Raw genomic sequence first — 25,586 nt, 5'->3', positions numbered from 1 at the left:
AATGAGGAGGTGACCGTGCTCGACGAGCGGAAGATGCAGGTGCTGCGTGCCATCGTCACGGACTACGTGGCCAGTCGTGAGCCCGTTGGCTCGAAGGCCCTCGTAGAGCGACACCAGCTCGGGGTGTCCCCGGCGACGGTGCGCAACGACATGGCCGTGCTCGAGGAAGAGGGTTACATAGCCCAGCCCCACACCAGCGCCGGGCGAATCCCCACCGACAAGGGTTACCGGCTCTTCGTCGACAAACTCGCCACCATCAAACCGCTCTCCGCGGCCGAACGAAGAGCGATCAACGCCTTCATGGCCGGCGCCCTCGACGTCAACGATCTGGTCACCCGCACCGTCCGCCTACTGGCCCAGCTGACCCACCAGGTGGCGATCGTCCAGTATCCCTCGGCGCAGCGCAGCACCATTGCCCACGCCGAACTTGTGCAGCTGACCCCGGGACGTCTCCTCGTCATCGTGATCAGCTCCACGGGCCGGGTGGACCAACAGATATTGGAGCTCCCCGGTCTGGAACCGGAGGCGGTGCACGTGGCCAACCTGAGGCTCAGGGAGGCCACCATCGGGCACACCGCGGCTGACGCCGCGAACCGCATGGCCGCAGCCCTGGACGAATTCGACCAGGCGCGGCGTGCCCAACTCAACCCGGTGTTCGCCGTCGCCCTCGAACTGCTCGGGGCCGAGCCCACCGCCCAGGTCCTGGTGGCCGGAGTGCCGAATCTCGCCGGACACTCCTTCACCACGGGACTTCGCCCGCTGCTGGAAGCGTTGGAGGAACAGGTGGTTCTGCTCCGCCTCCTCGATGAGGCGACCAGCGACGACATCACGGTACGAATCGGGGCCGAGAACACGGCGGAGGGCTTCAAGTCCACGTCCCTGGTCGCCACGGGCTATTCGGTCGGCAACGAACGTGCCGCATCCCTCGGGGTGGTCGGTCCCACCCGCATGGACTACCCCTCCACCATCGCGTCCGTACGCGCCGTCGCGCGATACGTGAGCCGTATCCTCATAGAAGGTTGAGCATTGAGCAAGAACTACTACGACATCCTCGGGGTCGACGAGGAAGCCACGACGGAACAGATCAAGAAGGCCTACCGTCGCAAGGCCATGAAGGTGCATCCCGACGTGGCGCAGGGAGAGGATGCAGCCGAGAAGTTCAAGGAGCTCAGCGAGGCCTACGAGGTACTCAATGATCCCAACAAACGTGCCATCTATGACCAGGGGGGTGACCCGCTCGGTCGTGGCGGCGCCGGCGGAACGGGTGGCTTCGGCGGCGCGGGTTTTGGCGGATTCGACTTCTCCACCATCATGGACGCCATGTTCGGGGGACAGGCCGCTGGACGCGGTCCTCGGTCCCGGGTCCAGCAGGGGCACGACGCGCTGGTCAGGGCCGGTCTGGAGCTTCACGAAGCGGTTTTCGGGTGCACGAAATCCATCAGGATCGACACTGCCGTCGTGTGCCCCAAGTGCCAGGGGGCGGGCGGGGAGCCCGGCTCCAAACCCGTGACCTGCAACACCTGCCGTGGGCAGGGCGAGGTGACCACGGTGCAGCGCAGCTTCATCGGGGACATCCGCACCGCGCAGCAGTGCCCCACCTGTCAGGGTTTCGGGACGATCATTCCCAACCCCTGCGGGGAATGCTCCGGTGAAGGGCGGGTGCGCAGCTCCCGCGACATCTCCGTGCGCATCCCTGCGGGGGTGTCGACGGGCAACCGGATCCATCTCGAGGGCCGCGGCGAGGTAGGCCGCGGTGGCGGCCCCGCCGGCGACCTGTACGTCGAGCTGGTCGTGGCCGAGCACGAACGGTTCCGCCGTGACGGCGACAATCTCGAAGTGGTGATGACGCTGCCGATGACCGCTGCCGCCCTCGGCACCAGCGTCGAGCTGGCCACCCTGGAGGCCGAGTGGGAGGGTTCGGAGGAGGCCGACCGGAAGGTCATCGTCGACGTGCCGGCCGGGACGCAGTCGGGGGCCCGGATCCCGCTCAAGGGCCGGGGCGTGCCCAGGCTGCGCGGGGGCGGCAGGGGCGACCTGGGGGTCACCATCGTCGTCGAGACCCCGCGGAAACTGGACGAGAAACAACGCGACCTGCTGCGCCAACTCGCCGAGCTGCGTGACGAGACCACGGTGGAGGCCAGACATCCCGGCCACAAGGGTGTCAGGGGTTGGTTCAAGGAAACCTTCGGGTGAGCGACCCGCTCTTCCTGGCGCGATTCGACCGGGTGAGGATCGGTGGGATCGTGGAGGTGACCGGGGACGAGGCCCGGCATGCGGTGGTCGTCAAACGCACGACGCCGGGGGAGGGCGTGCTGCTGGCCGACGGTGCGGGACGGGCGGTCCGCGGGCGCGTCGTCGCCGCGGAGAGGAACCGTTTGGCGGTCGAGGTGACCGAGATTCTGGAATCACATCCCCGCGCTCACCGGTTCGTGGTTGCCCAGGCACTCGCCAAGGGTGACCGTTCGGAACTCGCGGTGGAGACCATGACCGAGCTGGGGGTGGACGAGATCCTCGCCTGGCAGGCGTCGCGCTCCATCGTGCGCTGGCAGGGGGAACGCGGGGTGAAATCCTTGGGACGTTGGACCGCCACCGCGCGTGAGGCCACCAAGCAGTCCAGGAGGTTCCGGATCCCCGAGGTCTCGGCCGTCACCACCACCCGGGTGGTGGAGCGGATCGAAGCAGCCGAACTCGCCCTGGTCCTGCACGAGTCGGCAGAGAAGACCCTGTCCCGTGTGAAGCTCCCCGAAGCGGGAGAGATCCTGCTGATCGTGGGCCCTGAGGGGGGCATCAGCCCGGAGGAGCTGGAACGCTTCCGGGGCGCGGGGGCGGTTCCGGTACGGATCAGCGACGGCGTGCTGCGCACCTCCACGGCGGGAGCCATCGCCATCGGGCAGCTCACGGTTCTGGGCGAACGCTGAAGGGTCGTTTCCCGGCAACGGTCCCGGAATCGCACGACGTTGCTACCGGCGCCCGGCACGTCCAGGATCCTGGGGCAGATGCGGATGCTTTCTCGGCCAAGTTCCCTCCGGGCGCAACGGTATCAATCAGCTTTTCCCCGGCAACGAATCCGCAGGGCCCCGGGATCGATCCACGCCTCCAGCGAACGCGACGCCGGGCGCGGGTCACCGTCCAGGTGAACCGCTCTCGGGATGTCCGACTCGATGAGCACGTGGGCCGTCTCCCAACGGAGCAGTTTGCCGATGTCGCGGCGGGAGCGGGTCATTCCCACGAGCAGAACGGGCCACCAGTCCCGCCAGCCGTCGACCCCGAGGTGCATGACGTGCAACCTCCCGTCGTCGGGACGCGCCCCGGGGAAGAGGGAGGCCGTCGGAACCCTCCCGACATTGCCCGCCAGAACGGTCCAGGCCTCGACCGGTTGCCCGTTGATCCTCAGAGGCAGTCTGGGAAGCCCCATGGTTCCGAGCCCTGCCCGTGCGTAGGCCATCCAGCCGAGCCGCTTCTTCAGGTTGTCCCGGACCCCGAGGAGGGTTTCGGCGTCCCGCCCCATGCCGGCGGCCACCAGGAAGGGCTCGGGGGAACCTCCGTCGAGACTCGCCCAACCGAGGTCCATGGAACGGGCAATCCCGGTCATGGCCAGCTCCGCTCCTGCCGGTCCGAGGGGGAGCCCCAGATTCCTGGAGTAGATGCAGGCGGTGCCGGTGGCGAGGATCCCGATGGGGATCCCGGTGCCCGCGGCTGCCCCCGCGACGAGCCGCCGCGTGCCGTCCCCGCCCGCGACGACCAGGGAACCGGCCCCCTCCGACAGGGCCCGCGCCGCCTGCTCGGGGCCGGGGGATGCGGGGGTGGTCGGGTAGGTGCGGACCTCACCCAGCGCGCCCAGTTCTCGTGCCGCCGTTGCCGCTCCCGGATGGACCGGGTTCAGGATCAGTGCGGTGAAGGGCATGCGCCAACGGTAACCTTGCCCGGTGAGTTTCGGTTTTGAAGTGGCTGTGCGTTCCGAGGGGCGGGCGCGTACCGGCGTGATCCACACCCCCCACGGCGACATTCGCACACCGGCCTTCATACCCGTCGGGACGAAAGCGAGTGTGAAGGCGGTGCTGCCGGAGGCCATGGCCGATCTCGGTGCCCAGGCGCTGCTGGCCAATGCCTATCACCTGTATCTACAGCCCGGTTCCGACCTGGTGGACGAGGCCGGCGGTCTCGGGTGCTTCATGAACTGGCCCGGCCCCACCTTCACGGATTCAGGTGGATTCCAGGTGATGAGTCTCGGTGCCGGTTTCAAAAAGGTGCTGGCGATGGACACCAAGGGGCTCGTGGGCGACGACGTCATCGCCGAGGGAAAGAAGCGGCGCGCGCACGTCGACGAGGACGGCGTCACCTTCTTCAGCCACCTCAACGGCAGCCGCCTCCGGTTCACCCCGGAGGTCTCGATGACCATCCAGCACCAACTCGGTGCGGACATCATGTTCGCCTTCGACGAGCTCACCACCCTGATGAACACCCGCGACTACCAGGAGGCCTCCGTGGCGCGCACCCACCGGTGGGCGGCCCGATGCCTGCGCGCCCACGCCCGCTTGACGGAGGAACGAGCCGGCCGGCCCCACCAGGCCCTGTTCGGGGTGATCCAGGGCGCCCAGTACGAGGATCTGCGCAGGAGAGCGGCCGCGGACCTGGCGGCCCTCGAGGTGGATGGTTCCCGGTTCGACGGGTTCGGGCTCGGCGGGGCACTGGAGAAGGAGAATCTGGGGCGCATCATCGGCTGGATGGTCGATGAACTGCCCGAGGACCGGCCCCGGCACCTGCTCGGGATCTCCGAACCCGAGGACCTGTTCGAGGCCGTGGCCTTCGGTGCGGACACCTTCGACTGCGTCAATCCGTCCAGGGTGGCCCGCAACGCCGCCATCTACACCGCCGACGGGCGGTACAACGTGAACACCGCCAGGAACCGCCGCGCCTTCGAACCGTTGGAGGCGGGCTGCGACTGCTACACCTGCACCCACTACACCCGTGCCTACCTCCATCACCTGTTCAAGGCGAAGGAGATGCTGGCCTCCACCCTCGCCACCATCCACAACGAACGTTTCACGGTGCGCCTGGTGGACGAGATCCGTGCCAGCCTGGAGACAGGTGAGTTCGACCGCTTCCGCAACGAGTTCATGGGCCGCTACAACGCCCGGAAAACGCAGTGATCATGTGTACCGAAGAGACCATGTGCGCCGAGGACGAGTTTGGGGCTGTCCCACCTTGGCAGGATGAGCTGATCGCACTTGCCGGGAACATCACGCAGGACGATGACCCACCGAGATCCCCCGAGGAGGAGGCGGAGGAACTGGCCGGACACCAGCGCCTGTGCGAGATCGTCGATTCCTTGAACGGGGAAGAGGGGCCGGCCGCCATCCGAAGTCTGTTGCTGGCGGTTCATCCCATCGAACACCATGAAATCTACGAAGCCATCTATTCACACCTGGCTGTGTATCCCGCCGCGGATTTCGGAAGAGTCGCGGCCCGGGTGTTACCTGAGTGGTTGGAAACCAACGGGAATCACCCGAATATTTCCGATGCCCTGGAACGACTGACCCATGACGATCAAGCCTGCCGGGAGTTCACGACATGGGCCGGGGAATGGCGATCGCAGCAGAGGGAACTGGTACTTGACGCGATGCGTCTCTGGTCCCACGAGAGTCAGCACTGGGAGACGGTGTTCGTTGCGTTGGGTGGTGAGGTCACGGAGGTCTGCCTGGATCCGGTTCCCACGGGCTGGCCCGAGGAATGGAGATGGGCCGTGGAGCTGTTCCGGCAGGACGGTGATCTTCAACTGCTGCGGTGGGCGATGGATCAGAAACCTGCCGACTACGGTCCACTCCTGGCGGTCCTCGAACTGGACCATGGTCCGAACTGGCGTGGGATCCGCAGACTGATCGATCTGTTCCTCTCCTCCAGGGAAAGGATGAGGCTGATTCCCGGTTTTGTTGCAGCCCTGGAGGAGCAACCCCGAGAACGTCAGGACCGTGTCCGGCGATCGCTGGAACGGGCTCGGCCGGGTGCCATCGAACATCTGCGCGCCCGGTATGAGCAGTTCCGGCAGCTCGAGGGCCTGGGTTGAGGTGGTTCCTCAAACCTTGGTGAGTTCGGGCTCGAGACTGCGCACCAGGCTGATCACCCGGTAGGTGACCGGCAGCAGAACGGCCTCCACACTGACCTTGAACAGGTAGCCGACGACGATGTAGTTCAGCATCGTGCCGCCGTCGATCTGCCCGCCGAAGGCGATCAGGCAGAAGATGGTGGTGTCGGCAGCCTCACCGACAACGGTGGAACCCAGCAGGCGTTTCCACATGCCCTTGCCGCCCCGCCACCGCTTCAGCTTCACGAGCACCCAGGCGTTGAGGAACTGCCCGACCAGGTAACCGGCGAGGGAAGCGACGACGATGCGCGGAACGAAGCCGAGGACCGCGACGAATGCCTCTTGGTTCTCGTAGCCGGGGGCTGCAGGGGCGGCACCGACCGCCAGGAAGGTGAGCGAGGCGAGCAGCGAGACCCCGAAACCCAGGAGGATGGCGCGCCGAGCCCCCCGCATCCCGAACACCTCCGCCAGGACGTCGCCCAGCACGTAGGTGAGCGGGAACAACAGCGCACCGCCGTCGGTGATGATCGGCAGGACCGGCAGCCCGAACGGCGACCACTCGGGCCCGAAGGCGATCAGCTTGGTGGCGGCTACGTTGGAGATCAGCAGCAGTGCGACGAACAAGGTCACCACCAGGTCGTAGTTGCCGCGGGCGCGGGGAAAGGTATCCGGCTGGGTCACCTTGGAATTTTATGCCGCGCCCAGGTGATGAGTTCAAGCGTGGTTTACGTCTTGAAGGCGTAGTGGTGGCAGTATTGGGTCATGGAAGACATCGTCGACTTCAACACCCAGGTTCCCGAGGAAGCCGAGCAGCTGGATCAGTTGCAGGAGGGGGACTCCCTGATCAACCGCGGCGTGGACGATGTGCTCGATGAGGGTTACATCACCCCCGAACGGTGGTCGGTGGGCCAGGGATTCGGAAACACGTTCGCGGAGATGCACCGGGGCGAGACCATTGAGCAGCGCATCCGCCAGGAGCAACCGGAGGCCGTCCGCGATGACGCGCCCTGGAACCCGGACGGGGAGGAGCGTCAGGTCGGGCGGGAACGTGCGGGGCGACTGATGCGGGTCCAGGGATCGGGCGGTGAGGACACCCTCGGAGTGGACGTGGGATTCTCCGGCGGGGCGGCGAGCGCCGAGGAGGCCGCCATGCACATCATCCGCGACGATCAGGACGATCAGGACGATTTCTGACCAGGAGGGGCGCGGTGGGTCCACCGTTCCTTGAAATCCCGGCCGGTCATTGCTTCACGGAACCGTGTGTCCGCGGTGTGCTTCCCCCGACTCGGTGCGTCCCGGGACCGCTGACGATGTGCGGATCACCAGACTGGTCGGGATGGTGACCCGTTCCGGTGAGGCGCCGGGATCGGCGATCCGGCGCAGCAGAGCCTCGGCGCAGGCCACGCCGACGTCGAAGGCGTGATTGTCAACGGTGGTGAGGTCCAGGAAACGACTCCGGGCGAGCTGCGAGTTGTCGAAGCCGATCAGCGACACATCGCCCGGTACCTCGTATCCGGTTTCGCGCAGCGCGGCACGTGCCCCCAGGGCCATGGTGTCGTTGGCAGTGAAGACTGCTGTCAGCCCGGGATGTTCCCGCAGCAACTCCGCGGTTCCCAGATACCCTCCCTCCTCGTTGGTCGGGTTCGTGAACCCGCCGAGCAGGGGCTCCAGGCCCGCCGATTCCATGAAATCCGAGTACGCCCTGCGGCGGATGCCGGCCGAGCCGCCGGTGCCGGTGACGTGGCCGATGCGTTCGTGTCCCAGACAACGCAGGTGTTCCATCAGGAGGTTCACCCCCTGGACCTGGTCGCTGCTGATCAGGTCGGCCCCCTCGATGGTGTTGCACCGGGTGCCCTCCAGCACCGTGGGAATGCCCAGGTCCTCGAACTCCCGGCCCGGCTCCGCCGCCACGACCAGGGCATCGACCTGGGTGTCGCGGAAGCCGTCGACGGCGTTCATGGTGGTGCCACCCAGCGTGAAGTGCTCCCTGACGGCGACGTGGAAGCCGTGCGGCCCCACCATGGTGCGCAGGCCGTTCAGCAGCTCGACGAACCACGGGTTGCGGAAGTCGTCGATCACCAGGCCGATGGTCCGTGTCCGATTGCTCGCCAGGGAGGAGGCCGCCTGGCTGCGTCGGTACCCGAGTTTCCGGATCGCGTCGCGGACCGCATCCCGCTTCGCCTCGGCCACCAGGGGCGAGTCGTTCAGCACCAGGGAGACCAGTGACTTCGAGACCCCGGCCTCGCGCGCCACGTCGTAGATGGTCGGCCTGGGTGACGGCGGGGTCATCATTCCTCCTCCCCGGGTGTTGACAGAGTGCTCGCAGGATTCTACAGTGAAACCACTTGGAGCGCTCCAAGTGGTGATCAAGGAGGATGCATGACCATAGGAATCGCCGTCATCGGAGCCGGTATGGCGGGCAAGGCCCATGCCGCCGCGTACCGGGTCGCACCAACGCTCTACGAATCCACGCTCCCGGACCTGCGCTATGTCTCCATCGGGGACGTGAACGCCGAGGTCGGGCGAGCGGCCGCCCGCCGCTACGGCTATGAACGCAGCGACACGGACTGGCGGGCCATCGCCGAGGACCCCGACATCCAGGTGGTCAGCGTCGTCATCGCGAACAGCCTGCACCTCGAGGTGGTCAGGGGACTCGTCGAGGCGGGCAAGCATGTGCTGTGCGAGAAACCGCTCTCCGACACCCTGGCCTCGGCGCGGAAGATGGCCGACCTGGCCCGGGAGGCCTCCTCGATCGTTCGCATCGGCCTCACCTACCGCCGCCAGCCCGGCGTCGCGGCGATCAGGGACTGGATCCGGGACGGGACCCTCGGCAGGGTGCTGCACTTCTCGGGCCGCTACTGGTGCGACTACGGCTGCAACCCGATGGCGCCGATGAGCTGGCGCTACAAGGGGCCGATGGGATCCGGCGCGCTCGCCGACGTCGGCAGCCACCTGACCTACCTGTCCGAGTTCCTCTGCGGTCAGATCACGGCCGTTTCCGGCGGGGCCTTCGCCACCGCGATCAAGGAACGTCTCGTGCCCCTGGGGTCCGTGGTCGGGCACGGACTGGCCGCCGTCTCCGATCGGAAGGAGACCGTGGAGAACGACGACTACGCCACCTTCACCGCGTTCTTCGGGGAAACCCGGGGAAGCCTCGAGGTCTCCCGCGTCGCGGCCGGCTACCCGAACGGGCTCGACTTCGAGGTGTTCTGCGAGAACGGCGCCGCCAGCTTCCACCAGGACACGCCCTCACAGGTCCGCCTGTACCTCAACGACGACCACCCCGGCAGCAACGGCTACCGCACCGTGAACCTCGGAGCGGACCACCCCTACGTGGCCGGCGGCATGCCGATCGACGTCTCCGGTGTCGGTTTCGGCCAGAACGAGGGCTTCACCTACCAGGCCCGGGCCTTCCTGGAGGAGGTTGCGGGAATCCCGGAGGAGGAATCCCTGCCCCGCAACGCGTCCTTCGACGAAGGTGTCCACAACATGGAAATCCTCGCGGCCGTCGCCCGCTCGGCTGCGGACAACGGAAAGCAGGTGAACCTGTGAAACTCGGCGTCTACAACGCGATTCTGCACGACCGTTCCCTGGAGGATGCGATCAAGGTGATCGCCGACCTCGGGTTGAACGGCATCGAGATCAACTCCGGTGGTTTCCTGCCCCCGGTGCACATCCCCGAGATCGACGAGATCATCGCCGACCCGGCCGCCGCGAAGGCCTATCTGGCGCGCTTCGACGGCACCGGAGTGGAGATCGCGGGCCTCAACTGCAATGGCAACCCCCTCCACCCCAACCCGATCATCGGGGACAAGCACGCCGAGGATGTCCGCCGTTCCATCCGTGCGGCGGCCGCGCTCGGGCAGAACCGGGTGGTGACCATGTCCGGGTTGCCCGGTGGCGAGCCCGGAGCCCTGCACCCGAACTGGATCGTCAACGCCTGGAACTCGGCCGCGCTCGACGTGCTCGACCACCAGTGGGAGATCGCCGCGAGGTTCTGGAGCGAGATCGACCAGCTCGCCAAGGACCACGGGGTCAAGGTGGCGCTCGAACTGCATCCCCAGAACCTCGTCTTCAACGCCCGAGACATCCGCAAACTGGTCGAGCTGACCGGCGCCACGAACATCGGGGTCGAGATGGACGCCTCACACCTGTTCTGGCAGCAGGCCGATCCGGTGGCCGTGGTCCGTGAACTCGGGCCGCTGATTTTCCACGCCGCCGCGAAGGACGTCCGGATCAACGTCGAGAACGCCAGGTTGAACGGCGTCCTGGACAACGGTTTCCGCCGGTTGTCCCCGGACGAGCCGCGCGTCAACCTCGGCGGCGACGAGTGGGCCAACGAGTGGCCGAAGGATTCGTCGTGGGATTTCGTCGCTCTGGGCAAGGGGCACGACGTGGCCTACTGGACCGAGTTCATCCGGGTTCTTCACGACGTGGATCCCGACATGTGCCTCAACATCGAGCACGAGGACACCGAGCTCGGACGCATCGAAGGACTCCAGGTGGCGGCCGACGTGCTGAAGTCGGCCTGGGCGGCCTTCCAGGCCGGATGACCCGGGACGGGCCGGTCGGGTCAGGGCACCCGGCCGGCCAGCTCCTTCCCGAACCTCTAAGCTGGGTCCTCATGGGCTCGGGTACTCCGAGCCGTGAAAGGGAACCTGTGGGAGACGAAATTCAGCGGGCGAGCCGGGTGATCACGGTTCCGGCCTCCATCGACATGGTGACGCTGCTCGGTCCCCGGGACGCCTTCCTGCGGGTGTTGGAGGACCGGCTCGCCGCGGATCTTCACGTTCGTGGCAGTCAGGTGACGGTGACCGGGGAACCGGGAGACGTGGCCTCCGCCGTCGAGATCCTGACCGAGCTCATCACCATAATTCGCACCGGGCAAGGTTTGAGTGAGGAAACCGTGGAGCGGGTCATCGGGTTGGCGGCCGATGACCTGAAACCCTCCGAGATCCTCACTTCCGGCATCATCTCCGCGCGTGGCAGGACCGTGCGGCCGAAAACCCTCAACCAGAAACGCTACGTGGACGCCATCGACCGGCACACGGTGGTCTTCGGAATCGGCCCGGCAGGCACCGGCAAGACCTACCTGGCCATGGCGAAGGCGGTGCAGGCCCTGCAGTCCAAGAAGGTGAGCCGCATCATCCTGACCCGCCCGGCGATCGAGGCCGGGGAACGGCTCGGTTTCCTGCCGGGTACCCTCAACGACAAGATCGATCCCTATCTGCGTCCCCTCTACGATGCGCTGCACGACATGGTTGAGGCGGATTCGGTGCCGAAGCTCCTGACCTCCGGCACCATCGAGGTGGCCCCCCTGGCCTACATGCGTGGCCGCACCCTCAATGACGCCTTCATCATCCTCGACGAGGCCCAGAACACGTCCGCGGAGCAGATGAAGATGTTTCTCACCCGACTCGGATTCGGTTCCAAGGTCGTGGTGACGGGGGACATCACCCAGGTCGATCTTCCCGGCGGGGTGCGCAGCGGGTTGCGTCAGGTCACCCAGATCCTCGACGGCATCGAGGACATCGCCTTCTGTACTCTCACCGCCCGCGACGTGGTGCGTCACAGGTTGGTCGGCAGGATCGTCGCCGCCTACGATTCCTACGACAGCATCCAGCAGGGCAGGGGCGGCAGATGATCGACATCAACAATGAATCCGGTGTTCAGGCCGATGAACTGGGATTGGTGGCCCTGGCACGGTTCGCCCTCGGTCGTCTGCGCATCCATCCCCAGGCGGACCTGTCGATCCTGCTGGTCGACGAGGCCACCATGGCCGAGTACCACCAGCGTTTCATGGATCTGCCCGGCCCGACCGACGTGATGAGTTTCCCAATGGACGAGCTCCGGGAACCAGCCGAGGATGAGGAGCCACCCCTCGGGCTGCTCGGCGACATCGTGCTCTGCCCGCAGGTGACCGCCCGGCAGGCGGCCGAGAACGGCCGAGAACCGGATGCGGAGGCCGAATATCTCCTGATTCACGGCCTGCTCCATCTCCTCGGGCACGACCACGCCGAACCGGAGGAGAAAGCCGTCATGTTCGGCCTGAACGACAGGATCATCGCTGCATGGGAGGTGGCTCGGAACAACCGTCGGAGCGATCAACCGGGCAACAGGTGACGGTGCGTCGGGTCGTTTCGTCGCGGGACGCCACTAAACTGGCCGCTCAAGTGTTTCCATTCAAAGGTTGGGGTTGATCACCTCCACATGTTCCAGGCCCAGTGGACAGAACTGACGGCTGCATTCGCCTGCGCGATCGTCGCCTCCCTGCTCGTCGCCGTCGAAACCGCCCTCACGGGGTTCTCCCGGGGACGGGCCGACAAACTGGTCGAATCGGGAGTCCGCGGGGCGGAACGGATCCGGTTGATGGCACAGGACCCGGCCCCCTCCATCAACGCCGTGATGTTCACCCGGATGTCCTTCGAGGCGACGGCCATGGCGCTCGTGGCGTTGGTGGTCTTCCAGAACATCGAGGGCACGGCACCTCGACTGGTGACGCTCGTGGCGATCCTGCTGATGGTGTTCTTCATCCTGTGGGGGGTTGCCCCCAGAACGATCGGAAGGCAGCACCCGGAGCGGATCATGAGGTCCTTCGCGCCTCTGGTGTCGCTGCTGACCACGGTGCTGGGACCGGTTGCGCAGCTGATGATCCTGCTAGGGAACGCGCTGACCCCCGGGCGCGGGTTCTCGGATGGTCCGTTCGCCTCGGAGGCCGAGCTCCGGGATCTCGTTGACATCGCCGAGGCCAACGAGGTGATCGAGGCGCGCGAATCGAAGATGATCCACTCTGTGTTCGAACTGGGCGACACCCTCGTCAAGGAGGTGATGGTTCCCCGCACCGACATGGTCTGGGTCCCCAGGGACCGCACCCTCAGACAGCTGTTGTCGCTGGCCCTGCGATCCGGTTTCTCCCGCATCCCCGTCGTGGGTGACGACGGCATCGACGACGTGCTCGGTGTGGTCTACCTGAAGGATGTCACCAGGCGCGTCTACGACTACCCCGACGCGGAACGCAACGAAACCGTTGGCGACCTGATGCGTCCGGCCAGTTTCGTGCCCGACTCCAAACCCGCCTCGGAACTGCTGCGTGACATGCAGCTGCGCCACTCTCACCTGGTGATCGTCATCGACGAGTTCGGCGGCACAGCGGGCCTGTGCACGATGGAGGACATCGTCGAGGAGATCGTGGGGGAGATCGTCGACGAGTACGACCACGAGATCCCCGCCATCGCCGAACTCCCGGAACCCGGACACTACCGGGTCAGCTCCCGGCTGCCCGTCGACGAGCTGGGTGAACTGTTCGGAATCCCGCTGCAGGACGAGGACGTCGACACCGTCGGCGGGTTGATGGCGAAACTTCTCAACGTGGTTCCCATCCCGGGTTCCAGCGTCACCTACGAAGGCATCGAGATGGTGGCCGACCGTGCAGTGGGGCGCCGCCACCAGATAGGGACCGTACTGGTGCGTCTCGCCCCCGAGAAACCCCAGGAGGACAAGGAGGAAACCAGTGACTGACCAGCCGTTCCACTCCGGCTTCGCCTGCTTCGTCGGGCGACCCAACGCGGGAAAATCCACCCTGACAAACGCCCTGGTGGGTCAGAAGATCGCGATCGCATCCTCGAAACCCCAGACCACCAGGCATGCGGTACGGGGCATAGTCACCTGCGACTCGGGGCAGTTGGTGCTGATCGACACACCCGGGCTGCACCGTCCCCGCACCCTGCTGGGGGAGCGCCTCAACGAGCTGGTGCGCGAAACCTGGTCCGAGGTGGACATCGTCGGCGTCTGTCTGCCCTGCGACCAGCGGATCGGTCCCGGCGACCGCTACATCGTCTCGCAGATCGCCGAACTGTCAAACCGCCCCCTGCTGGTGGCGTTGGCCACCAAGACCGATCTCGTCAGCAAGGAACGGGTACTCTCCCACCTGGTGGACGTCTCGGCGCTCGCGGACGAACTCGGCATCCAGTGGGCCGAGGTGGTTCCCTGTTCCGCGCTCAACAACGACCAGGTGGACACGGTTCGTGACGTGCTGCTGCGTCTGCTGCCCGAGGGCCCGATGTACTACCCCGACGGCGAGGTCACCGACGAACCGGAGGAGACGCTCATCGCCGAACTGATCCGGGAGGCCGCCCTCGAAGGAGTGCGCGACGAACTCCCACACTCCATAGCGGTGGTGATCGACGAGATCCTGCCACGTCCCGACCGCCCCGAGGACAAACCCCTCCTGGACGTGTTCGCATCCATCGTCGTGGAGCGTGACTCCCAGAAGGGGATCATCATCGGGCACAAGGGAAGCCGCCTGCGGGAGATCGGGACGGCGGCCCGCCTCCAGATCAACCGGTTGCTGGGCACCCCGGTCCACCTGAGCCTGCACGTCAAGGTGCTGCGCGAGTGGCAGCGCGACACGAAATATCTCAACAGGCTCGGTTTCTAGTAGGCTTCCAGGCATGGCAGAGCGATTCCTTCTCCTTCGCTGCCGCGGCGAGGCCCAGTTCTGAACCGGCCAGCCTCCTCGCTGCGGAGCCCTCGTGTGCCTGGCTGCATCCAGCAAGGAGAGAAACAATGACCCGCATCCAGCCCAAACCCATACAAAACCCCACCATCATGCCCGTGGGGCGCTACCGTGCCTTCGAACCGGTGGTGGTTCCGGACCGCACATGGCCGGCCAAACGCATCACCAGGGCGCCCCGCTGGCTGTCCACCGACCTGCGCGACGGCAACCAGGCCCTGATCGATCCGATGACCCCGAACCGCAAGATGCGGATGTTCGAACTGCTCGTGGCCCTGGGGTACAAGGAGATCGAGATCGGGTTCCCGTCGGCCTCCCAAACCGATTTCGACTTCGTCCGGCAGCTCATCACCGGCGGACACGTACCCGAGGACGTGACCATCTCGGTGCTGACCCAGGCCCGGGAGGACCTGATCGCCAGAACCGCGGAATCCCTGATCGGGGCGCATCGCGCGACCATCCACATGTACAACGCGACCGCCGAGCTGTTCCGGCGGGTGGTCTTCGGCATCGACGAGGCCGAGTGCGTGAACCTCGCCACACGAGGCACCGAACTGGTCATGAAATACGCGGACAAATACCTGGGCGAGGTCGAGTTCGGATACCAGTACAGTCCCGAGATCTTCACCCAGACCCCGACGGATTTCGCCGTCGAGGTGTGCAATGCCGTGGCAGAGGTCTGGAAACCGGACCAGAATCGCGAGATCATCTTCAACCTGCCCGCCACCGTCGAACGCTCCACCCCGAACACCTACGCCGATCAAATCGAGTACTTCTGCCGCAATATCGAGAACCGGGAATTCGTGGTGGTCTCACTGCACCCCCACAACGACCGGGGAACCGCCGTCGCCGCCGCGGAACTGGGCCAGATGGCCGGGGCCGACCGGGTCGAGGGCTGCCTTTTCGGACACGGTGAACGCACCGGCAACGTCGACCTGGTGACGCTGGCCCTGAACCTCTACACCCAGGGTGTCGACCCGCAGCTGGACTTCCATGACATCGATCACGTGCGTCGAACCGTCGAGTACTGCACCGGCCTGCCCGTGCACCCCCGCCAACCGTACGCGGGGGATCTGGTCTACACCGCCTTCTCCGGATCCCACCAGGACGCCATCAAGAAGGGCCTGGAATCCCTGGAGAAACAGGCCGCCGCCGAGGGGAAGGCCATCACCGAGATCGAATGGGAAGCCCCCTACCTGCCCATCGACCCGCACGACGTCGGCCGGAACTACGAGGCCGTGATCCGGGTGAACTCTCAGTCCGGCAAGGGCGGAGTGGCCTACCTGATGAAGACCGAGGCGAAGATGGAACTGCCGCGCCGCCTCCAGATGGAGTTCAGCCGCGTGGTACAGCAGCGCACCGATGCCGAGGGCGGCGAACTCTCCCCGAAGGCCATCGTCGAGATCTTCACGGCCGAGTACCTGTCCGAAGGCGCGTGGGCCCTCACCTCCGCCGGTTCGTCGTCGCAGAACGGGCTTTTCCACATCACCGCCACCGTCAACGATCCCTCGGGCCGAGACATCAACGTCGAGGGCGAGGGCAATGGGCCGGTGTCCGCCTTCGTGGACGCCTTGGCGGAGACGGGGGCCCGGGTCCGGGTTCTCGACTACTCGGAACACGCCCTCGAATCCGGGGGAGACGCGAAGGCCGTGGCCTATGTGGAGTGCGAACTCGGCACCGGGGACGACGCGCAGGTGTTCTGGGGAGTCGGTGTGGATCCGTCGATCACCAGCGCATCCATGAGGGCCATTCTCTCGGCGCTCAACCGGGCCGCCCGTGCCTGAACGCGGGAAACCTTGGCCGGGACGGCTGGCGTGGGCACTCGTCATCACCGTGTGTGCGACTGTTGCCGTCGCTGCCGAGGTGTATCGGGAGGTGCACACCACCCGGCTGGTCACCGAGACCACCGTCACGGACAAACTGGCCGGGGAACTGCGGATCGTGCAGCTCAGCGACATCCACGTGCGCGACGATCACGCCCAGCTCGCGAGCATCGTGACCCAGGTGCGTGAAGCCGAACCGCACCTGATCGTCATCGCGGGGGACACCCTGAACACCCGCAACGAAACCCTCGCCCCGCTCCACGATCTGTTCTCCCGGCTCGCGGAGCTCGACATCCCGATGTACGCGGTCCTGGGAAACCACGACCACTGGTCGAAGGAACTGCCGCAGCTGATCGAGCTGTATGCCCGCCACGGGGTCAAACTGATCGACAACGAACACGAGGTGATCACCGGGGGGTTCGGAAGCTTCACCCTGGTGGGGGCGGGTGACGCCTACACCGATCACGCCCACCTCGACCAGGCCCTCGCCGGGGCGCCGGAGGGGTTCAGGTTCCTGCTGACCCACTCCCCGGAGATCCTGCCCCAGCTGGAGAAAGCGGACATCGACTACGCCGTGTGCGGGCACACCCACGGGGGACAGGTTGCGATGCCGTTCATCGGCGCTCTCTACGTTCCGGGGCAGGGATTTTTCCCGAAGTACAGCCGGGGCCGTTACCAGGCAGGCAAGGCGGTGCTGTACATCGATTCGGGAATTGGCGTTTCGGGAATGAACGTGAGGTTCTTGGCGCAGTCACAGATCGTTCTGCACGTCTTCACGCCTTGAAATCGTCGGTCTGAACGGTTTTCGTGGTTGGCCACGATGAACAGGCAATGAGGGGCAGGCTTCTGTTTTCTCAGGCAGTTCCGAAGCGGCGTTCACGAGTGACGTACTGCTCGACCGCGCCCCAGAGGTCGCGGCGGTCGAAGTCGGGCCACAGTCGGTCAAGGAAGATGAACTCCGCGTAGGCCGACTGCCACAGCAGAAAGTTCGAGGTGCGCTGCTCACCCGAGGAACGCAGGAACAGATCGACGTCCGGGATCTCGGGCTCATCCAGGAAACGGCGGAAACGATCCTCGCTCAGGCGGTCGGGATCCAGTTTTCCGGCCTTGGCGAGGCGGGCCACCTCGCGGGCGGCGTCCACGATCTCGGCCCTGCCCCCGTAGTTGACGCAGAACTGGAGGGTCAGCTTGGTGTTTCGGCGGCTCTGCGCCTCGGCCTGCTCCAGCTCCTTGATCACGGAGCCCCAGAGTCGTGGCCTGCGCCCGGCCCAGCGGATCCTCACCCCCATCGCGTCCAGCTCATCCCGGCGGCGGTGGATGACCTCCCGGTTGAAGCCCATGAGCCAGCGCACCTCCTCCGGGGAACGTTTCCAGTTCTCGGTGGAGAAGGCGTAGGCCGATAGGTAGGGTATCCCGATCTCCAGCGCTCCATGGATGACGTCCAACAGGGCGGCCTCACCTCGCGCATGGCCCTCGGTGCGTTTCAGACCCCGTTGTTTCGCCCAGCGGCCGTTGCCGTCCATCACGATGGCCACGTGCTGAGGCAGCTTCGCAGCTGGAATCGCAGGCGGACGGGCACCGGAGGGGTGGGGGGTGGGATCGCGATAAGGCATTTCCGAAGCCTATCCGGGTAGCACCGATAGCATGGCCCGGTGCGCACTTACCGAGACGAGGCCGTGGTCCTGCGTACCTGGAGGTTGGGAGAGGCCGACCGGATCATCAGCCTGTTCACCCGCGGCCACGGCAAGGTGAGGGCCGTGGCGAGGGGAATCCGTCGGACCAGCTCGAAGTTCGGTGCCCGGCTGGAGCCATTCGGCCATGTCGACGTCCAGCTGGGCGAGGGGCGCGGGTCACTGGAGACGATCATCCAGGTCGAGTCGTTGCATCCCCCCATGCTCGGAGCCGACTACGAACGCTTCTGTGCGGCCCAGGTCCTGGTGGAGGCCGCCGACCGGTTGGTCTCCGAGGACGGGGTGCCATCGCTGCCCCAGTACCGGCTGCTCCTCGGGGGGCTGTTGGCGCTGGGACGGGGTGAACTTCCCATGACCGCAGTGGTGGACTCCTACCTGCTTCGGGGCCTCGCATCCGCAGGCTGGGCCGCGATGACGGACGCCTGTGTAAGTTGCGGGGCCACCGAGCAGCTGGGCTGGTTCTCCCCACAATTGGGTGGAGCGGTGTGTCCCGCCTGCCGCCCCCCGGCCTCGGCGTCCGCGAGCCCAGAGTTGCTCACTCTGCTCGGGGCCCTGATCGCCGGACGGTGGGAGGAGGTCCGGACGACCGAGGAATCACTTCGCAGCAGGGCGCACGGGGTGGTTTCGGCCTATGCCACCTGGCATCTCGATCGTTCCCTGAGATCGCTTCCCTTCCTGAGGGCCGTGTGAGCGTCAGGGCGGAGAACCTGACGCGGTTCTCTCGTCCCGAGATTTCGCGGCAGTCCCCGAGCGATTGTTGATCCCCACCGTCTCGAGGACATTCGCTCCTTTCGTGGGGGCGCCACGAGCAACGACCGTCACGGGGAAATCAGATCACTGTGAAACGCCGCGGAGCCGATTTCGGGTGGTACCGAATGGTGTTTCAGGAGGAGCAGTTTCGGCACAGCCCGAAGATCTCCAGGTTGTGCCCCGCCTCGGTGAAGCCGTGCTCGTTCGCCACTTGGTTCGCCCATGACTCGACGGCATCGGCCGAGATCTCCACCGCCAAGCCGCAGGAACGGCACACCAAGTGGTGATGATGGGTGTTGGAGCACATGCGGTAGGCGGACTCCCCGTCCGGGGTGCGAAGCACGTCCAGGTCCCCTGATTCGCTCATCGTCTGCAGTGCCCTGTACACGGTCGCGAGTCCTACCTTGTCACCGACGTGGCGAAGTTCGGAATGGATCTGGGCCGCGGTGCGAAACTCTTCCGTGTTCGCCAGGAGAGCCCGCACGGCGGCGCGTTGCCATGTGTTGCGGGTGCTAGTGCTCGTCATAGTGGTCTCCATGCAGGGCATGACGATGATTTCCCACCACACGGTCGAGACGATCGCCATGCTGGATGAAGGCCACACTACCCGAAGAGGGGGTTGCTCCGGCAGGTTTCTCGGCGGGAATGCGGTTTTCCCGTCCGTGATCGGCCAGGCGGCGTCCCGGGGGCAGGAGGATTCCCGTCAGAGTGGCGATTCCCAGCAGGGCAATGGCCACCACGACGATGGTGGCCCCCGTGACGGTGTTCCAGTGGTAGGACCCGAATGTGCCCCCGAGCGCCGCGACGACACCGACTCCCATCGCGCCCAGCAGGGTGGCGCGGAAACTGGTGAAGAGCTGCTGGGATGCGGCGACCGGGATCACCATGAGTGCGCTGATCAGGAGCAGTCCGACCGTGCGCATCGAGAGGGTCACGGTTACGGATGCGATCACGACCACGAGCAGGTTCAACAGTTTCACCCGGATGCCGAGCACCCGGGCGAAGTCCTCATCGGCGCAGACCGCGAACAGCCGAGGCAGCAACCCCAGCGAGAAGATCAACACCACGATCGCCAGCGTCGCGATGACCCAGAGGTCGGATTCGCTCACCGAGGTGAGGGCGCCGAACAGGTAGGCGGACAGGCCTGCTGGCCCCTGCCCGGCGATCCCGGCCATCATCACACCCGAGGCGATGCCACCGTAGAACAGCACGGCCAGACCCAGGTCTCCCGAGGTTCTGCCGGATTGCCGTAACAGTTCGACGGCGATGGAACCGGCCACGCACGTGACCACGGCCATGGGTAGGGGAGCAGTTCCTGTCAACAGGGCCAGCCCCACCCCCATGATGGCGACGTGTCCCAACCCGTCACCCAGCAGCGACAGGCGTCGCTGAACGATGTACATGCCGATCGCCGGGGCCACCAGGCCGCTGAGCAGAGCCGCGAGCAGCGCGCGCTGCATGAAGGGATACGAGAAGATGTTCATGAGGTGTTTCCAACCGGATCATCGGGGCGGGGTTGAGGGGTTCGTGCGACGTCGTCGGCGCAGGTCACCACTCGTCCGTCGCGCAGTCGGATGGTTCGATCCAGTACCCCCGCCATGGGCTCAAGCTCGTGGAGCACGACGGCAACCCCGAGGCCGTCGTCACGGAGTTCGCCGAGCAGCCGGGTCAGGACCGCCTGGCCTTCGAGATCAACCCCGGCGAGGGGTTCGTCCATCACCAGCAGATCGGGTTGGGAGGCCAGTGCCCGCGCGATGAGCGCCCGTTGCTTCTGGCCACCGGACAGGGGGGCGAAGGGCCACCGGGCCCGATCAGCCAGGCCAACGCGCTCCATGGCCTCGGCGACGATCGCCCGGTCGGTGCGGGTGAACCAACGAAACGCTCCACGATGTGCCAGCCGGCCGGAGGTGACCACTTCCCGCACGGTGGCGTTCTGAACGTTCAGAGTGGCGTGCTGGGGGACGTATCCGACGCGGTGCCAGCCCCGGAACCATCGGATCGGGGTTCCGAACAGTTCCAGGGAGCCCTGCTGAAACGGGGTCAGGGCCACCAGGGTGCGGAGCAGGGTGGTCTTGCCGGAACCGTTCGGACCGAGGACGGCCACTGCCTCGCGGGCGTGGATGCGCAGGCTCACGTCCTTGAGGATCGGCAGGCCGCCGAGAAAGACGTGAATCCCCTCGGCGGTCACCAGCGTTTCGGCATCAGGAACAGCCATTGGCCTGTTTCAGGGCATCGAGATTTGCCTTCATCACCGACGGATAGTCCTGCCCGGCGGATTCAGCGGTGATGCCCTCGATCGGATCGAGAACGGCGGTTTTGAGGCCCAGGTCGCCGGCGATCGCCTTGGCCACCTCATCGGAGGTGAGGGTCTCGAAGAAGATCGTGGTCACGCCGTGCTCCTTGGCCTCCTCCTGGACCTTCGCGATGCGGGTCGGGGAGGGCTGCTCGTTGGGGGAGAGCCCGCTGATGCCAATCTGCTCCAGGCCGTAACGTTCGGTCAGGTAGCCGAAGGCGGCGTGCGTGGTGATGATCGTCTTGACCCGGCAGGTGCCCAGGCCCGACCTGTAGTCGCCGTCAAGGGCGGTCAGGTCGTCGGTGGTGCTCTTCGCGTTCGTCTCGTAGGTGCTCTTGTTGTCGGCGTCGATCTTCGACAGTTCCTCCGCGATGGCACTGACCGCCTTGGCCTCCAGAGTGGGGTCCAGCCAGAAATGGGGATCCGTGGTTGCGTGGTCGTGGTCCTCGGCCTCGTCGGCATCGGAGTCATGGTCCTCGGCTGCCGGGTGCAGTTGGATCACCTGGGAGAGATCGAGCTTGTTCTTGGCCCCGGACTGCTCCACCGCCTTGTCGACCGCGGGTTGGAAACCCTTCAGGTAGACAACCAGGTCGGCCTCCTCCAGGCTGGCGATCTGCTGTGGGGTCAGCTCCAGATCGTGCGGTTCCTGACCCGGCAGGGTCAGGTTCGTGACGCTCACCTTGTCGCCACCCACCTTGGAGGCGGCGTACTCGAGTGGATAGAAGGCGACGGAGACCTTGGTGGTGCCCGGTGCCGCGGCGCTGTTCGAGCTGGTGCTGGCTGCATCGGGGGGCGAGGTGCTCGGTGTGCAGGCGTTGAGCGTCAGTGTCGCGACGGCCGCGAGTGCGAGGATTCGTGACTTCATGAGAGTCATTATCGTTACTCTTCCGGCGTGGACCAAAATTCCGAGTAGCCTTGTCCGGTGCTTGCGATCTCCCGGTTCCGTGACGTCGACGGGGAACTCGCCGAGGGCCTGCGAACGGTGGCCGAGTTCTGGCGCTCCCTGCCGGGGTGTCTCGGTGTGGACCTGGTGGCCAACCTTGACGAACCCGGCCTGTGGGCGCTGGTGAGCAGGTGGCGTGATGTCGGGAGCTATCGGCACGCACTCTCCGGCAACGAGACGAGACTCCTGTTGACCCCCGTGCTGCTGCGTGCCGTGGACGAGCCGTCCGCGTACCTCGATCCTGGCGAACTGACCGGGGATGACGATCCGTGGTCCCGCGGCCCTTGAAACGTTCGGAGATGGCTACCCTTTGATTAGTTCAACGTCGAAAATTATTGGGAGGGGACATGCGCTCGCGAATCGTCCTTCGTTCTGCCGGAGTCGCGCTGCTGCTGATGGCCGGTCCGGACGGCATGCCCGAGGTGGTGCACTGGGGCGGCGATCCGGGGGAGGTCTCGGAGACCGGATTCGAGGACCTGCGACTGGGGGCGGCCTGGATGGTCCCCGGGAACTCCGTCGACCTCGGTCCGCGGCCGGGAATCATCCCCGAGGCCCGCTACGGCTGGACCGGGACGCCGGGGTTGATCGGTTCCCGGGAGGGCAGGGCCTGGAGCCCCGACTGGCGGGTGAGCGCGGTGCACGTCGGCGGAAGACCCGCCGGGGGTTTCGTCTCCGCGGGACCCGCGACGGTCGAGTACGCACTGGAGGCGTCCTCCGCCGGGCTGCGGATGCTGCTGACCGTCGAACTGCTGCCGACCGGGTTGGTGAGGTCCCGCGCCACTCTGACCAACGCGGGGGAGGGCGCCTTCGAGGTCACGGAGCTGACCCTGCGGATGCCGGTGCCCGGCCAGGCCCGCGATCTCATGGACTTCGGGGGACGCTGGGCGGCCGAGCGGATGCCGCAGCGCCGCCCGTTCGCGATGGGAGCGCACCGCAGGGAGGGCCGCCACGGCAGGACCGGCGCGGATGCGGCCTTCGTGCTCAGCCTGGGTGAGGAGGGGTTCGGATACCGGGACGGCGAGATCTGGGCCTGCCACGTGGCTTGGAGCGGCAATCACATCCACATCGCCGAGCGGGATTTCGTGGGGACCCAGCTCATCGGGGGAGGCGAACTGCTCCTGCCCGGGGAGGGACGCCTGGATTCGGGGGAGGAGTACACCTCGCCCTGGGTCTACTTCAACCACGCCGTCGGTCTGGACGCCCAGGCCGACCGTTTCCACCGGCACCTGCGCTCGTTGCCAGTGCACCCCGGCCCCGAGCGCCCGGTGAGCCTGAACGTCTGGGAGGCGGTCTACTTCGACCACGACCCGGCACGCCTGATCGACCTGGCGGAGCGCGCCGCCGCTCTCGGGGTGGAACGTTACGTGCTCGACGACGGCTGGTTCGGCGCCCGCCGCGACGATCACGCCGGACTCGGCGACTGGGTGGTCAGCCCCGAGGTGTGGCCGGACGGTTTGCATCCGCTGGTGGACCGGGTGACGGAGCTCGGCATGCAGTTCGGCCTCTGGTTCGAACCCGAGATGGTCAACCCCGACTCCGACGTGGCCCGGGCGCACCCGGAATGGCTGATGCAGCTCGACGACCGCCTGCCCCTGGAGGGCCGGTTCCAGCAGGTGCTCAACCTGTCGATCCCCGGTGCCCGCGAGCACGTTCTGGGGCAGATGTCGGCCATCCTGGAGGAGTACGCCATCTCCTACGTCAAGTGGGATCACAACCGCGACCTCAATGACGCGGGCACCGCTCCCGACGGGCGTCCGGCCGTCGCGGCGCAGACGCGCGCCTTCTACGCGCTGCTCGACGAACTGCGCCGTCGCTTCCCCCACGTCGAGTTCGAATCCTGCTCCTCGGGCGGTTCCCGGATCGACCTGGAGGTGATGGAACGCGCGGAACGCGTGTGGGTCTCCGACAACATAGACCCCGATGACCGGCAACGGATGTTGTGGTGGACCTCCCAGCTGCTGCCCGCAGAGCTGCTGGGATCGCACATCGCATCAGGGCGCTCCCACGTCACGGGGCGTTGGCACGATCTCAACCACCGCGCCGCCACGGCGGTTTTCGGGCACCTCGGGATCGAATGGGACCTGGCCCGGGCCTCGGAGGAAGAGCTTGCCGGGCTGGCCTGGTGGATCGCCTGGTACAAGGAACACCGCGGGCGACTGCTGACGGGGCGGCTGGTGCGGGTCGCCATGCCGGACCCCGGGGTCTGGTTCAAGGGTGTGGTCAACGAGATGGGTGGCATCTACTCTCTCTCGATGCTCGAGGCGACGCCCGCGGTGAACCTCGGTGTGCTGAGGTTCCCGGGGTTGGAGCCCGGGCCGCGCTACCGGGTTCAGGTCATTGAGCGCCCCGCGCTGGCGTCGAACCACCAGGTTCCCTGGGTCAACGCCGGGCATCCCCTCGAACTGACCGGGGCGCAGCTGATGCACGTCGGTCTGAGGGCCCCGGTGCTCCGACCGTCGACAACCGTCCTGTTCGTTGTCACGAAGGCCTGAGAATTCGGCCGCGGGGCTTGTGCCATTACATATCTTTGTTGCAGAATCAAGTCATTCGTACCAACGGAGGTATGGCATGACCAGTCCAGGACTGACAGCGTCCGACCGGGTGGGCGCTGGCAAGGGCAGGAGCGATCTGCTTCTCGCCATGACGATGATCGCGCCTGCGTTCATCGGGTTCATCGTTTTCCTGTTGTGGCCGACGCTGAACGGCATCTGGCTCAGCTTCACCAACTACAACCTTCTCACGCAACCTGAGTTCGTCGGGTTCAAGAACTATCTTCGCATGCTGGAGGATCCGGTTTTCTGGAACGCGGCGGGCGTCACCGTCTACTACGTGGTGGTCAACATAGGGGTTCAGACCGTTCTGGCCCTGCTCATCGCGGTGTTGATGCACAGGCTCACCCAGTCCACCTGGGTGCGGTCCATAGTGCTGACCCCGTACCTGGTCTCCAACGTGGTGGCGGCGCTCGTGTTTATGTGGATCCTCGACACCCAGCTGGGAATCGGGAACCAGGTTCTCGCCTCGATGGGATTGAACACGATCCCCTTCCTGTCCCAGGAGTCGACGGTCATTCCCACGATCGCGTTGATCAATGTGTGGCGGCACATGGGGTACACGGCTCTGCTGATCTTCGCGGGCCTGCAGACCATCCCCGAATCTGCCTACGAGGCCGCGCGGGTGGACGGAGCTTCGGAGTGGCAGATGTTCTGGCGCATCACCATACCGCTGCTGCGCCCGATCCTGGCCCTGGTGCTGATCATGACGATCATCGGCTCGTTCCAGGTCTTCGACACGGTGGCGATCGCCACCCAGGGCGGACCCGTCAACTCGTCCCGGGTGCTCCAGCTCTACATCTACGACATGGCCTTCGGGAGATTCCAGTTCGGCTACGCATCCGCGCTCTCCGTGGCATTGCTGCTGATTCTCGTGGTGATCACTTTCTTCCAGTACCGGCTGACCCGCGCCGGTGAGACCGACTTGAACTGAGGAGCACGA

General features: G+C 66.0%; 26 protein-coding genes. 18 read left to right on the top strand and 8 right to left on the bottom strand.

The features are described 5' to 3' along the window. The first annotated feature begins 15 nt into the window (after nucleotides 1-15). The 3 genes from hrcA to E0E39_RS07700 are packed head-to-tail and all read left to right on the top strand — an operon-like array spanning nucleotide 16 to nucleotide 2,918. Nucleotides 16-1,023 (top strand): heat-inducible transcriptional repressor HrcA, encoded by a 1,008-nt coding sequence (gene hrcA / locus E0E39_RS07710; RefSeq protein ID WP_130874217.1) that lies wholly within the window; start codon nucleotides 16-18, stop codon nucleotides 1,021-1,023. A 3-nt stretch (nucleotides 1,024-1,026) separates the two neighbouring features. Then, nucleotides 1,027-2,193, top strand: coding sequence for a molecular chaperone DnaJ (dnaJ, locus tag E0E39_RS07705; protein WP_130874216.1), 1,167 nt, complete (start codon nucleotides 1,027-1,029; stop codon nucleotides 2,191-2,193). Further along, nucleotides 2,190-2,918 carry a 16S rRNA (uracil(1498)-N(3))-methyltransferase gene (locus E0E39_RS07700; RefSeq protein ID WP_130874215.1) on the top strand — a complete coding sequence of 243 codons (729 nt, stop codon included), beginning with the start codon at nucleotides 2,190-2,192 and terminating at the stop codon, nucleotides 2,916-2,918. Before dnaJ ends, E0E39_RS07700 begins: the two co-directional genes overlap by 4 nt. A 122-nt stretch (nucleotides 2,919-3,040) precedes the next feature. On the opposite strand, the gene E0E39_RS07695 is transcribed toward E0E39_RS07700, so the two are convergent. Further along, complete coding sequence (locus E0E39_RS07695; protein WP_165444684.1) at nucleotides 3,041-3,904, bottom strand: diacylglycerol/lipid kinase family protein; 864 nt, start codon at nucleotides 3,902-3,904, stop codon at nucleotides 3,041-3,043. 22 nt (nucleotides 3,905-3,926) lie between these two features. On the opposite strand from E0E39_RS07695, the gene tgt reads away from it, so the two are divergent. Both tgt and E0E39_RS07685 read left to right on the top strand, forming a co-directional pair. Next, a complete protein-coding gene (tgt, locus tag E0E39_RS07690; RefSeq protein WP_130874213.1) occupies nucleotides 3,927-5,150 on the top strand; it encodes a tRNA guanosine(34) transglycosylase Tgt in 1,224 nt (407 codons plus the stop codon). A 2-nt stretch (nucleotides 5,151-5,152) separates the two neighbouring features. Then, a complete protein-coding gene (locus E0E39_RS07685; RefSeq protein ID WP_130874212.1) occupies nucleotides 5,153-6,064 on the top strand; it encodes a hypothetical protein in 912 nt (303 codons plus the stop codon). A gap of 9 nt (nucleotides 6,065-6,073) precedes the next feature. On the opposite strand, the gene E0E39_RS07680 is transcribed toward E0E39_RS07685, so the two are convergent. Further along, on the bottom strand, nucleotides 6,074-6,763 hold the full coding sequence (locus E0E39_RS07680; RefSeq protein WP_130874211.1) for a queuosine precursor transporter: 690 nt from the start codon (nucleotides 6,761-6,763) through the stop codon (nucleotides 6,074-6,076). Nucleotides 6,764-6,844: 81 nt separating this feature from the next. On the opposite strand from E0E39_RS07680, the gene E0E39_RS07675 reads away from it, so the two are divergent. Continuing rightward, complete coding sequence (locus tag E0E39_RS07675; RefSeq protein ID WP_130874210.1) at nucleotides 6,845-7,276, top strand: DUF5709 domain-containing protein; 432 nt, start codon at nucleotides 6,845-6,847, stop codon at nucleotides 7,274-7,276. 54 nt (nucleotides 7,277-7,330) lie between these two features. Here E0E39_RS07675 and E0E39_RS07670 read toward each other — a convergent pair whose 3' ends face one another. Further along, a complete protein-coding gene (locus tag E0E39_RS07670) occupies nucleotides 7,331-8,371 on the bottom strand; it encodes a LacI family DNA-binding transcriptional regulator (RefSeq protein WP_130874209.1) in 1,041 nt (346 codons plus the stop codon). Nucleotides 8,372-8,461: 90 nt separating this feature from the next. Between E0E39_RS07670 and E0E39_RS07665 the strand changes: the two genes are divergently transcribed. The 8 genes from E0E39_RS07665 to E0E39_RS07630 all read left to right on the top strand — a co-directional run bounded on the left by E0E39_RS07665 (nucleotide 8,462) and on the right by E0E39_RS07630 (nucleotide 17,201). Beyond that, entirely contained in the window at nucleotides 8,462-9,634 is a 1,173-nt protein-coding gene (locus E0E39_RS07665; RefSeq protein ID WP_130874208.1) for a Gfo/Idh/MocA family protein, read from the top strand. After that, entirely contained in the window at nucleotides 9,631-10,635 is a 1,005-nt protein-coding gene (locus tag E0E39_RS07660) for a sugar phosphate isomerase/epimerase family protein (protein ID WP_130874207.1), read from the top strand. The genes E0E39_RS07665 and E0E39_RS07660 overlap by 4 nt, the downstream gene beginning before the upstream one ends. A gap of 164 nt (nucleotides 10,636-10,799) precedes the next feature. Beyond that, nucleotides 10,800-11,726: a PhoH family protein gene (locus tag E0E39_RS07655; RefSeq protein WP_130875657.1), complete on the top strand. Its 927-nt coding sequence runs from the start codon at nucleotides 10,800-10,802 to the stop codon at nucleotides 11,724-11,726. Further along, nucleotides 11,723-12,205, top strand: a complete 483-nt coding sequence (gene ybeY / locus E0E39_RS07650) for an rRNA maturation RNase YbeY (protein ID WP_130874206.1) — start codon at nucleotides 11,723-11,725, stop codon at nucleotides 12,203-12,205. The genes E0E39_RS07655 and ybeY overlap by 4 nt, the downstream gene beginning before the upstream one ends. Nucleotides 12,206-12,292: 87 nt before the next feature. Further along, a complete protein-coding gene (locus E0E39_RS07645) occupies nucleotides 12,293-13,600 on the top strand; it encodes a hemolysin family protein (RefSeq protein ID WP_130874205.1) in 1,308 nt (435 codons plus the stop codon). After that, on the top strand, nucleotides 13,593-14,519 hold the full coding sequence (gene era, locus E0E39_RS07640) for a GTPase Era (RefSeq protein WP_130874204.1): 927 nt from the start codon (nucleotides 13,593-13,595) through the stop codon (nucleotides 14,517-14,519). Before E0E39_RS07645 ends, era begins: the two co-directional genes overlap by 8 nt. Before the next feature lie 128 nt (nucleotides 14,520-14,647). Beyond that, nucleotides 14,648-16,378 (top strand): 2-isopropylmalate synthase, encoded by a 1,731-nt coding sequence (gene leuA, locus E0E39_RS07635; RefSeq protein WP_130874203.1) that lies wholly within the window; start codon nucleotides 14,648-14,650, stop codon nucleotides 16,376-16,378. Beyond that, nucleotides 16,371-17,201: a metallophosphoesterase gene (locus E0E39_RS07630; RefSeq protein WP_130874202.1), complete on the top strand. Its 831-nt coding sequence runs from the start codon at nucleotides 16,371-16,373 to the stop codon at nucleotides 17,199-17,201. Before leuA ends, E0E39_RS07630 begins: the two co-directional genes overlap by 8 nt. Nucleotides 17,202-17,271: 70 nt before the next feature. On the opposite strand, the gene E0E39_RS07625 is transcribed toward E0E39_RS07630, so the two are convergent. Further along, nucleotides 17,272-18,030, bottom strand: coding sequence for an isoprenyl transferase (locus E0E39_RS07625; protein ID WP_130874201.1), 759 nt, complete (start codon nucleotides 18,028-18,030; stop codon nucleotides 17,272-17,274). A 39-nt stretch (nucleotides 18,031-18,069) separates the two neighbouring features. Between E0E39_RS07625 and recO the strand changes: the two genes are divergently transcribed. Further along, nucleotides 18,070-18,798: a DNA repair protein RecO gene (gene recO / locus E0E39_RS07620; protein ID WP_130874200.1), complete on the top strand. Its 729-nt coding sequence runs from the start codon at nucleotides 18,070-18,072 to the stop codon at nucleotides 18,796-18,798. A gap of 193 nt (nucleotides 18,799-18,991) precedes the next feature. Here the strand turns inward: recO and E0E39_RS07615 are convergent, their stop codons facing one another. From E0E39_RS07615 to E0E39_RS07600, 4 genes are read right to left on the bottom strand one after another with little or no spacing between them, the layout of a single operon-like run. Further along, nucleotides 18,992-19,384 (bottom strand): Fur family transcriptional regulator, encoded by a 393-nt coding sequence (locus tag E0E39_RS07615; RefSeq protein ID WP_207302449.1) that lies wholly within the window; start codon nucleotides 19,382-19,384, stop codon nucleotides 18,992-18,994. Then, on the bottom strand, nucleotides 19,371-20,342 hold the full coding sequence (locus E0E39_RS07610) for a metal ABC transporter permease (protein WP_130874198.1): 972 nt from the start codon (nucleotides 20,340-20,342) through the stop codon (nucleotides 19,371-19,373). Before E0E39_RS07610 ends, E0E39_RS07615 begins: the two co-directional genes overlap by 14 nt. Continuing rightward, nucleotides 20,339-21,073 carry a metal ABC transporter ATP-binding protein gene (locus tag E0E39_RS07605; protein ID WP_245988232.1) on the bottom strand — a complete coding sequence of 245 codons (735 nt, stop codon included), beginning with the start codon at nucleotides 21,071-21,073 and terminating at the stop codon, nucleotides 20,339-20,341. The genes E0E39_RS07610 and E0E39_RS07605 overlap by 4 nt, the downstream gene beginning before the upstream one ends. Then, on the bottom strand, nucleotides 21,060-22,016 hold the full coding sequence (locus E0E39_RS07600; RefSeq protein ID WP_245988231.1) for a metal ABC transporter substrate-binding protein: 957 nt from the start codon (nucleotides 22,014-22,016) through the stop codon (nucleotides 21,060-21,062). Before E0E39_RS07600 ends, E0E39_RS07605 begins: the two co-directional genes overlap by 14 nt. Nucleotides 22,017-22,073: 57 nt before the next feature. On the opposite strand from E0E39_RS07600, the gene E0E39_RS07595 reads away from it, so the two are divergent. From E0E39_RS07595 to E0E39_RS07585, 3 genes are all read left to right on the top strand, one after another. Then, nucleotides 22,074-22,382 (top strand): antibiotic biosynthesis monooxygenase family protein, encoded by a 309-nt coding sequence (locus tag E0E39_RS07595; RefSeq protein WP_130874196.1) that lies wholly within the window; start codon nucleotides 22,074-22,076, stop codon nucleotides 22,380-22,382. Between the two features lie 59 nt (nucleotides 22,383-22,441). Beyond that, the gene (locus E0E39_RS07590; protein WP_130874195.1) at nucleotides 22,442-24,586 is read left to right on the top strand and encodes an alpha-galactosidase; all 2,145 of its coding nucleotides are present in this window, start codon (nucleotides 22,442-22,444) and stop codon (nucleotides 24,584-24,586) included. A 76-nt stretch (nucleotides 24,587-24,662) separates the two neighbouring features. Beyond that, nucleotides 24,663-25,577, top strand: coding sequence for a carbohydrate ABC transporter permease (locus tag E0E39_RS07585; RefSeq protein WP_130874194.1), 915 nt, complete (start codon nucleotides 24,663-24,665; stop codon nucleotides 25,575-25,577). Nucleotides 25,578-25,586: the final 9 nt, after the last annotated feature.

The sequence above is a fragment of the [Pseudopropionibacterium] massiliense genome, from assembly GCF_900607225.1.
Lineage (GTDB): Bacteria > Actinomycetota > Actinomycetes > Propionibacteriales > Propionibacteriaceae > Arachnia > Arachnia massiliensis.
This window is presented reverse-complemented; position numbering and strand designations above follow the sequence as displayed.

What these genes read in the sequence shown, in the direction of transcription:
- E0E39_RS07695 (WP_165444684.1), bottom strand. Translation starts at nt 3,904, where the DNA reads ATGCCCTTCACCGCACTGATCCTGAACCCGGTCCATCCGGGAGCGGCA.
- E0E39_RS07685 (WP_130874212.1), top strand. Translation starts at nt 5,153, where the DNA reads ATGTGTACCGAAGAGACCATGTGCGCCGAGGACGAGTTTGGGGCTGTC.
- E0E39_RS07675 (WP_130874210.1), top strand. Translation starts at nt 6,845, where the DNA reads ATGGAAGACATCGTCGACTTCAACACCCAGGTTCCCGAGGAAGCCGAG.
- E0E39_RS07670 (WP_130874209.1), bottom strand. Translation starts at nt 8,371, where the DNA reads ATGACCCCGCCGTCACCCAGGCCGACCATCTACGACGTGGCGCGCGAG.
- E0E39_RS07665 (WP_130874208.1), top strand. Translation starts at nt 8,462, where the DNA reads ATGACCATAGGAATCGCCGTCATCGGAGCCGGTATGGCGGGCAAGGCC.
- E0E39_RS07655 (WP_130875657.1), top strand. Translation starts at nt 10,800, where the DNA reads ATGGTGACGCTGCTCGGTCCCCGGGACGCCTTCCTGCGGGTGTTGGAG.
- ybeY (WP_130874206.1), top strand. Translation starts at nt 11,723, where the DNA reads ATGATCGACATCAACAATGAATCCGGTGTTCAGGCCGATGAACTGGGA.
- E0E39_RS07645 (WP_130874205.1), top strand. Translation starts at nt 12,293, where the DNA reads ATGTTCCAGGCCCAGTGGACAGAACTGACGGCTGCATTCGCCTGCGCG.
- leuA (WP_130874203.1), top strand. Translation starts at nt 14,648, where the DNA reads ATGACCCGCATCCAGCCCAAACCCATACAAAACCCCACCATCATGCCC.
- E0E39_RS07625 (WP_130874201.1), bottom strand. Translation starts at nt 18,030, where the DNA reads ATGCCTTATCGCGATCCCACCCCCCACCCCTCCGGTGCCCGTCCGCCT.
- E0E39_RS07615 (WP_207302449.1), bottom strand. Translation starts at nt 19,384, where the DNA reads ATGACGAGCACTAGCACCCGCAACACATGGCAACGCGCCGCCGTGCGG.
- E0E39_RS07610 (WP_130874198.1), bottom strand. Translation starts at nt 20,342, where the DNA reads ATGAACATCTTCTCGTATCCCTTCATGCAGCGCGCGCTGCTCGCGGCT.
- E0E39_RS07605 (WP_245988232.1), bottom strand. Translation starts at nt 21,073, where the DNA reads ATGGCTGTTCCTGATGCCGAAACGCTGGTGACCGCCGAGGGGATTCAC.
- E0E39_RS07600 (WP_245988231.1), bottom strand. Translation starts at nt 22,016, where the DNA reads ATGAAGTCACGAATCCTCGCACTCGCGGCCGTCGCGACACTGACGCTC.
- E0E39_RS07590 (WP_130874195.1), top strand. Translation starts at nt 22,442, where the DNA reads ATGCGCTCGCGAATCGTCCTTCGTTCTGCCGGAGTCGCGCTGCTGCTG.
- E0E39_RS07585 (WP_130874194.1), top strand. Translation starts at nt 24,663, where the DNA reads ATGACCAGTCCAGGACTGACAGCGTCCGACCGGGTGGGCGCTGGCAAG.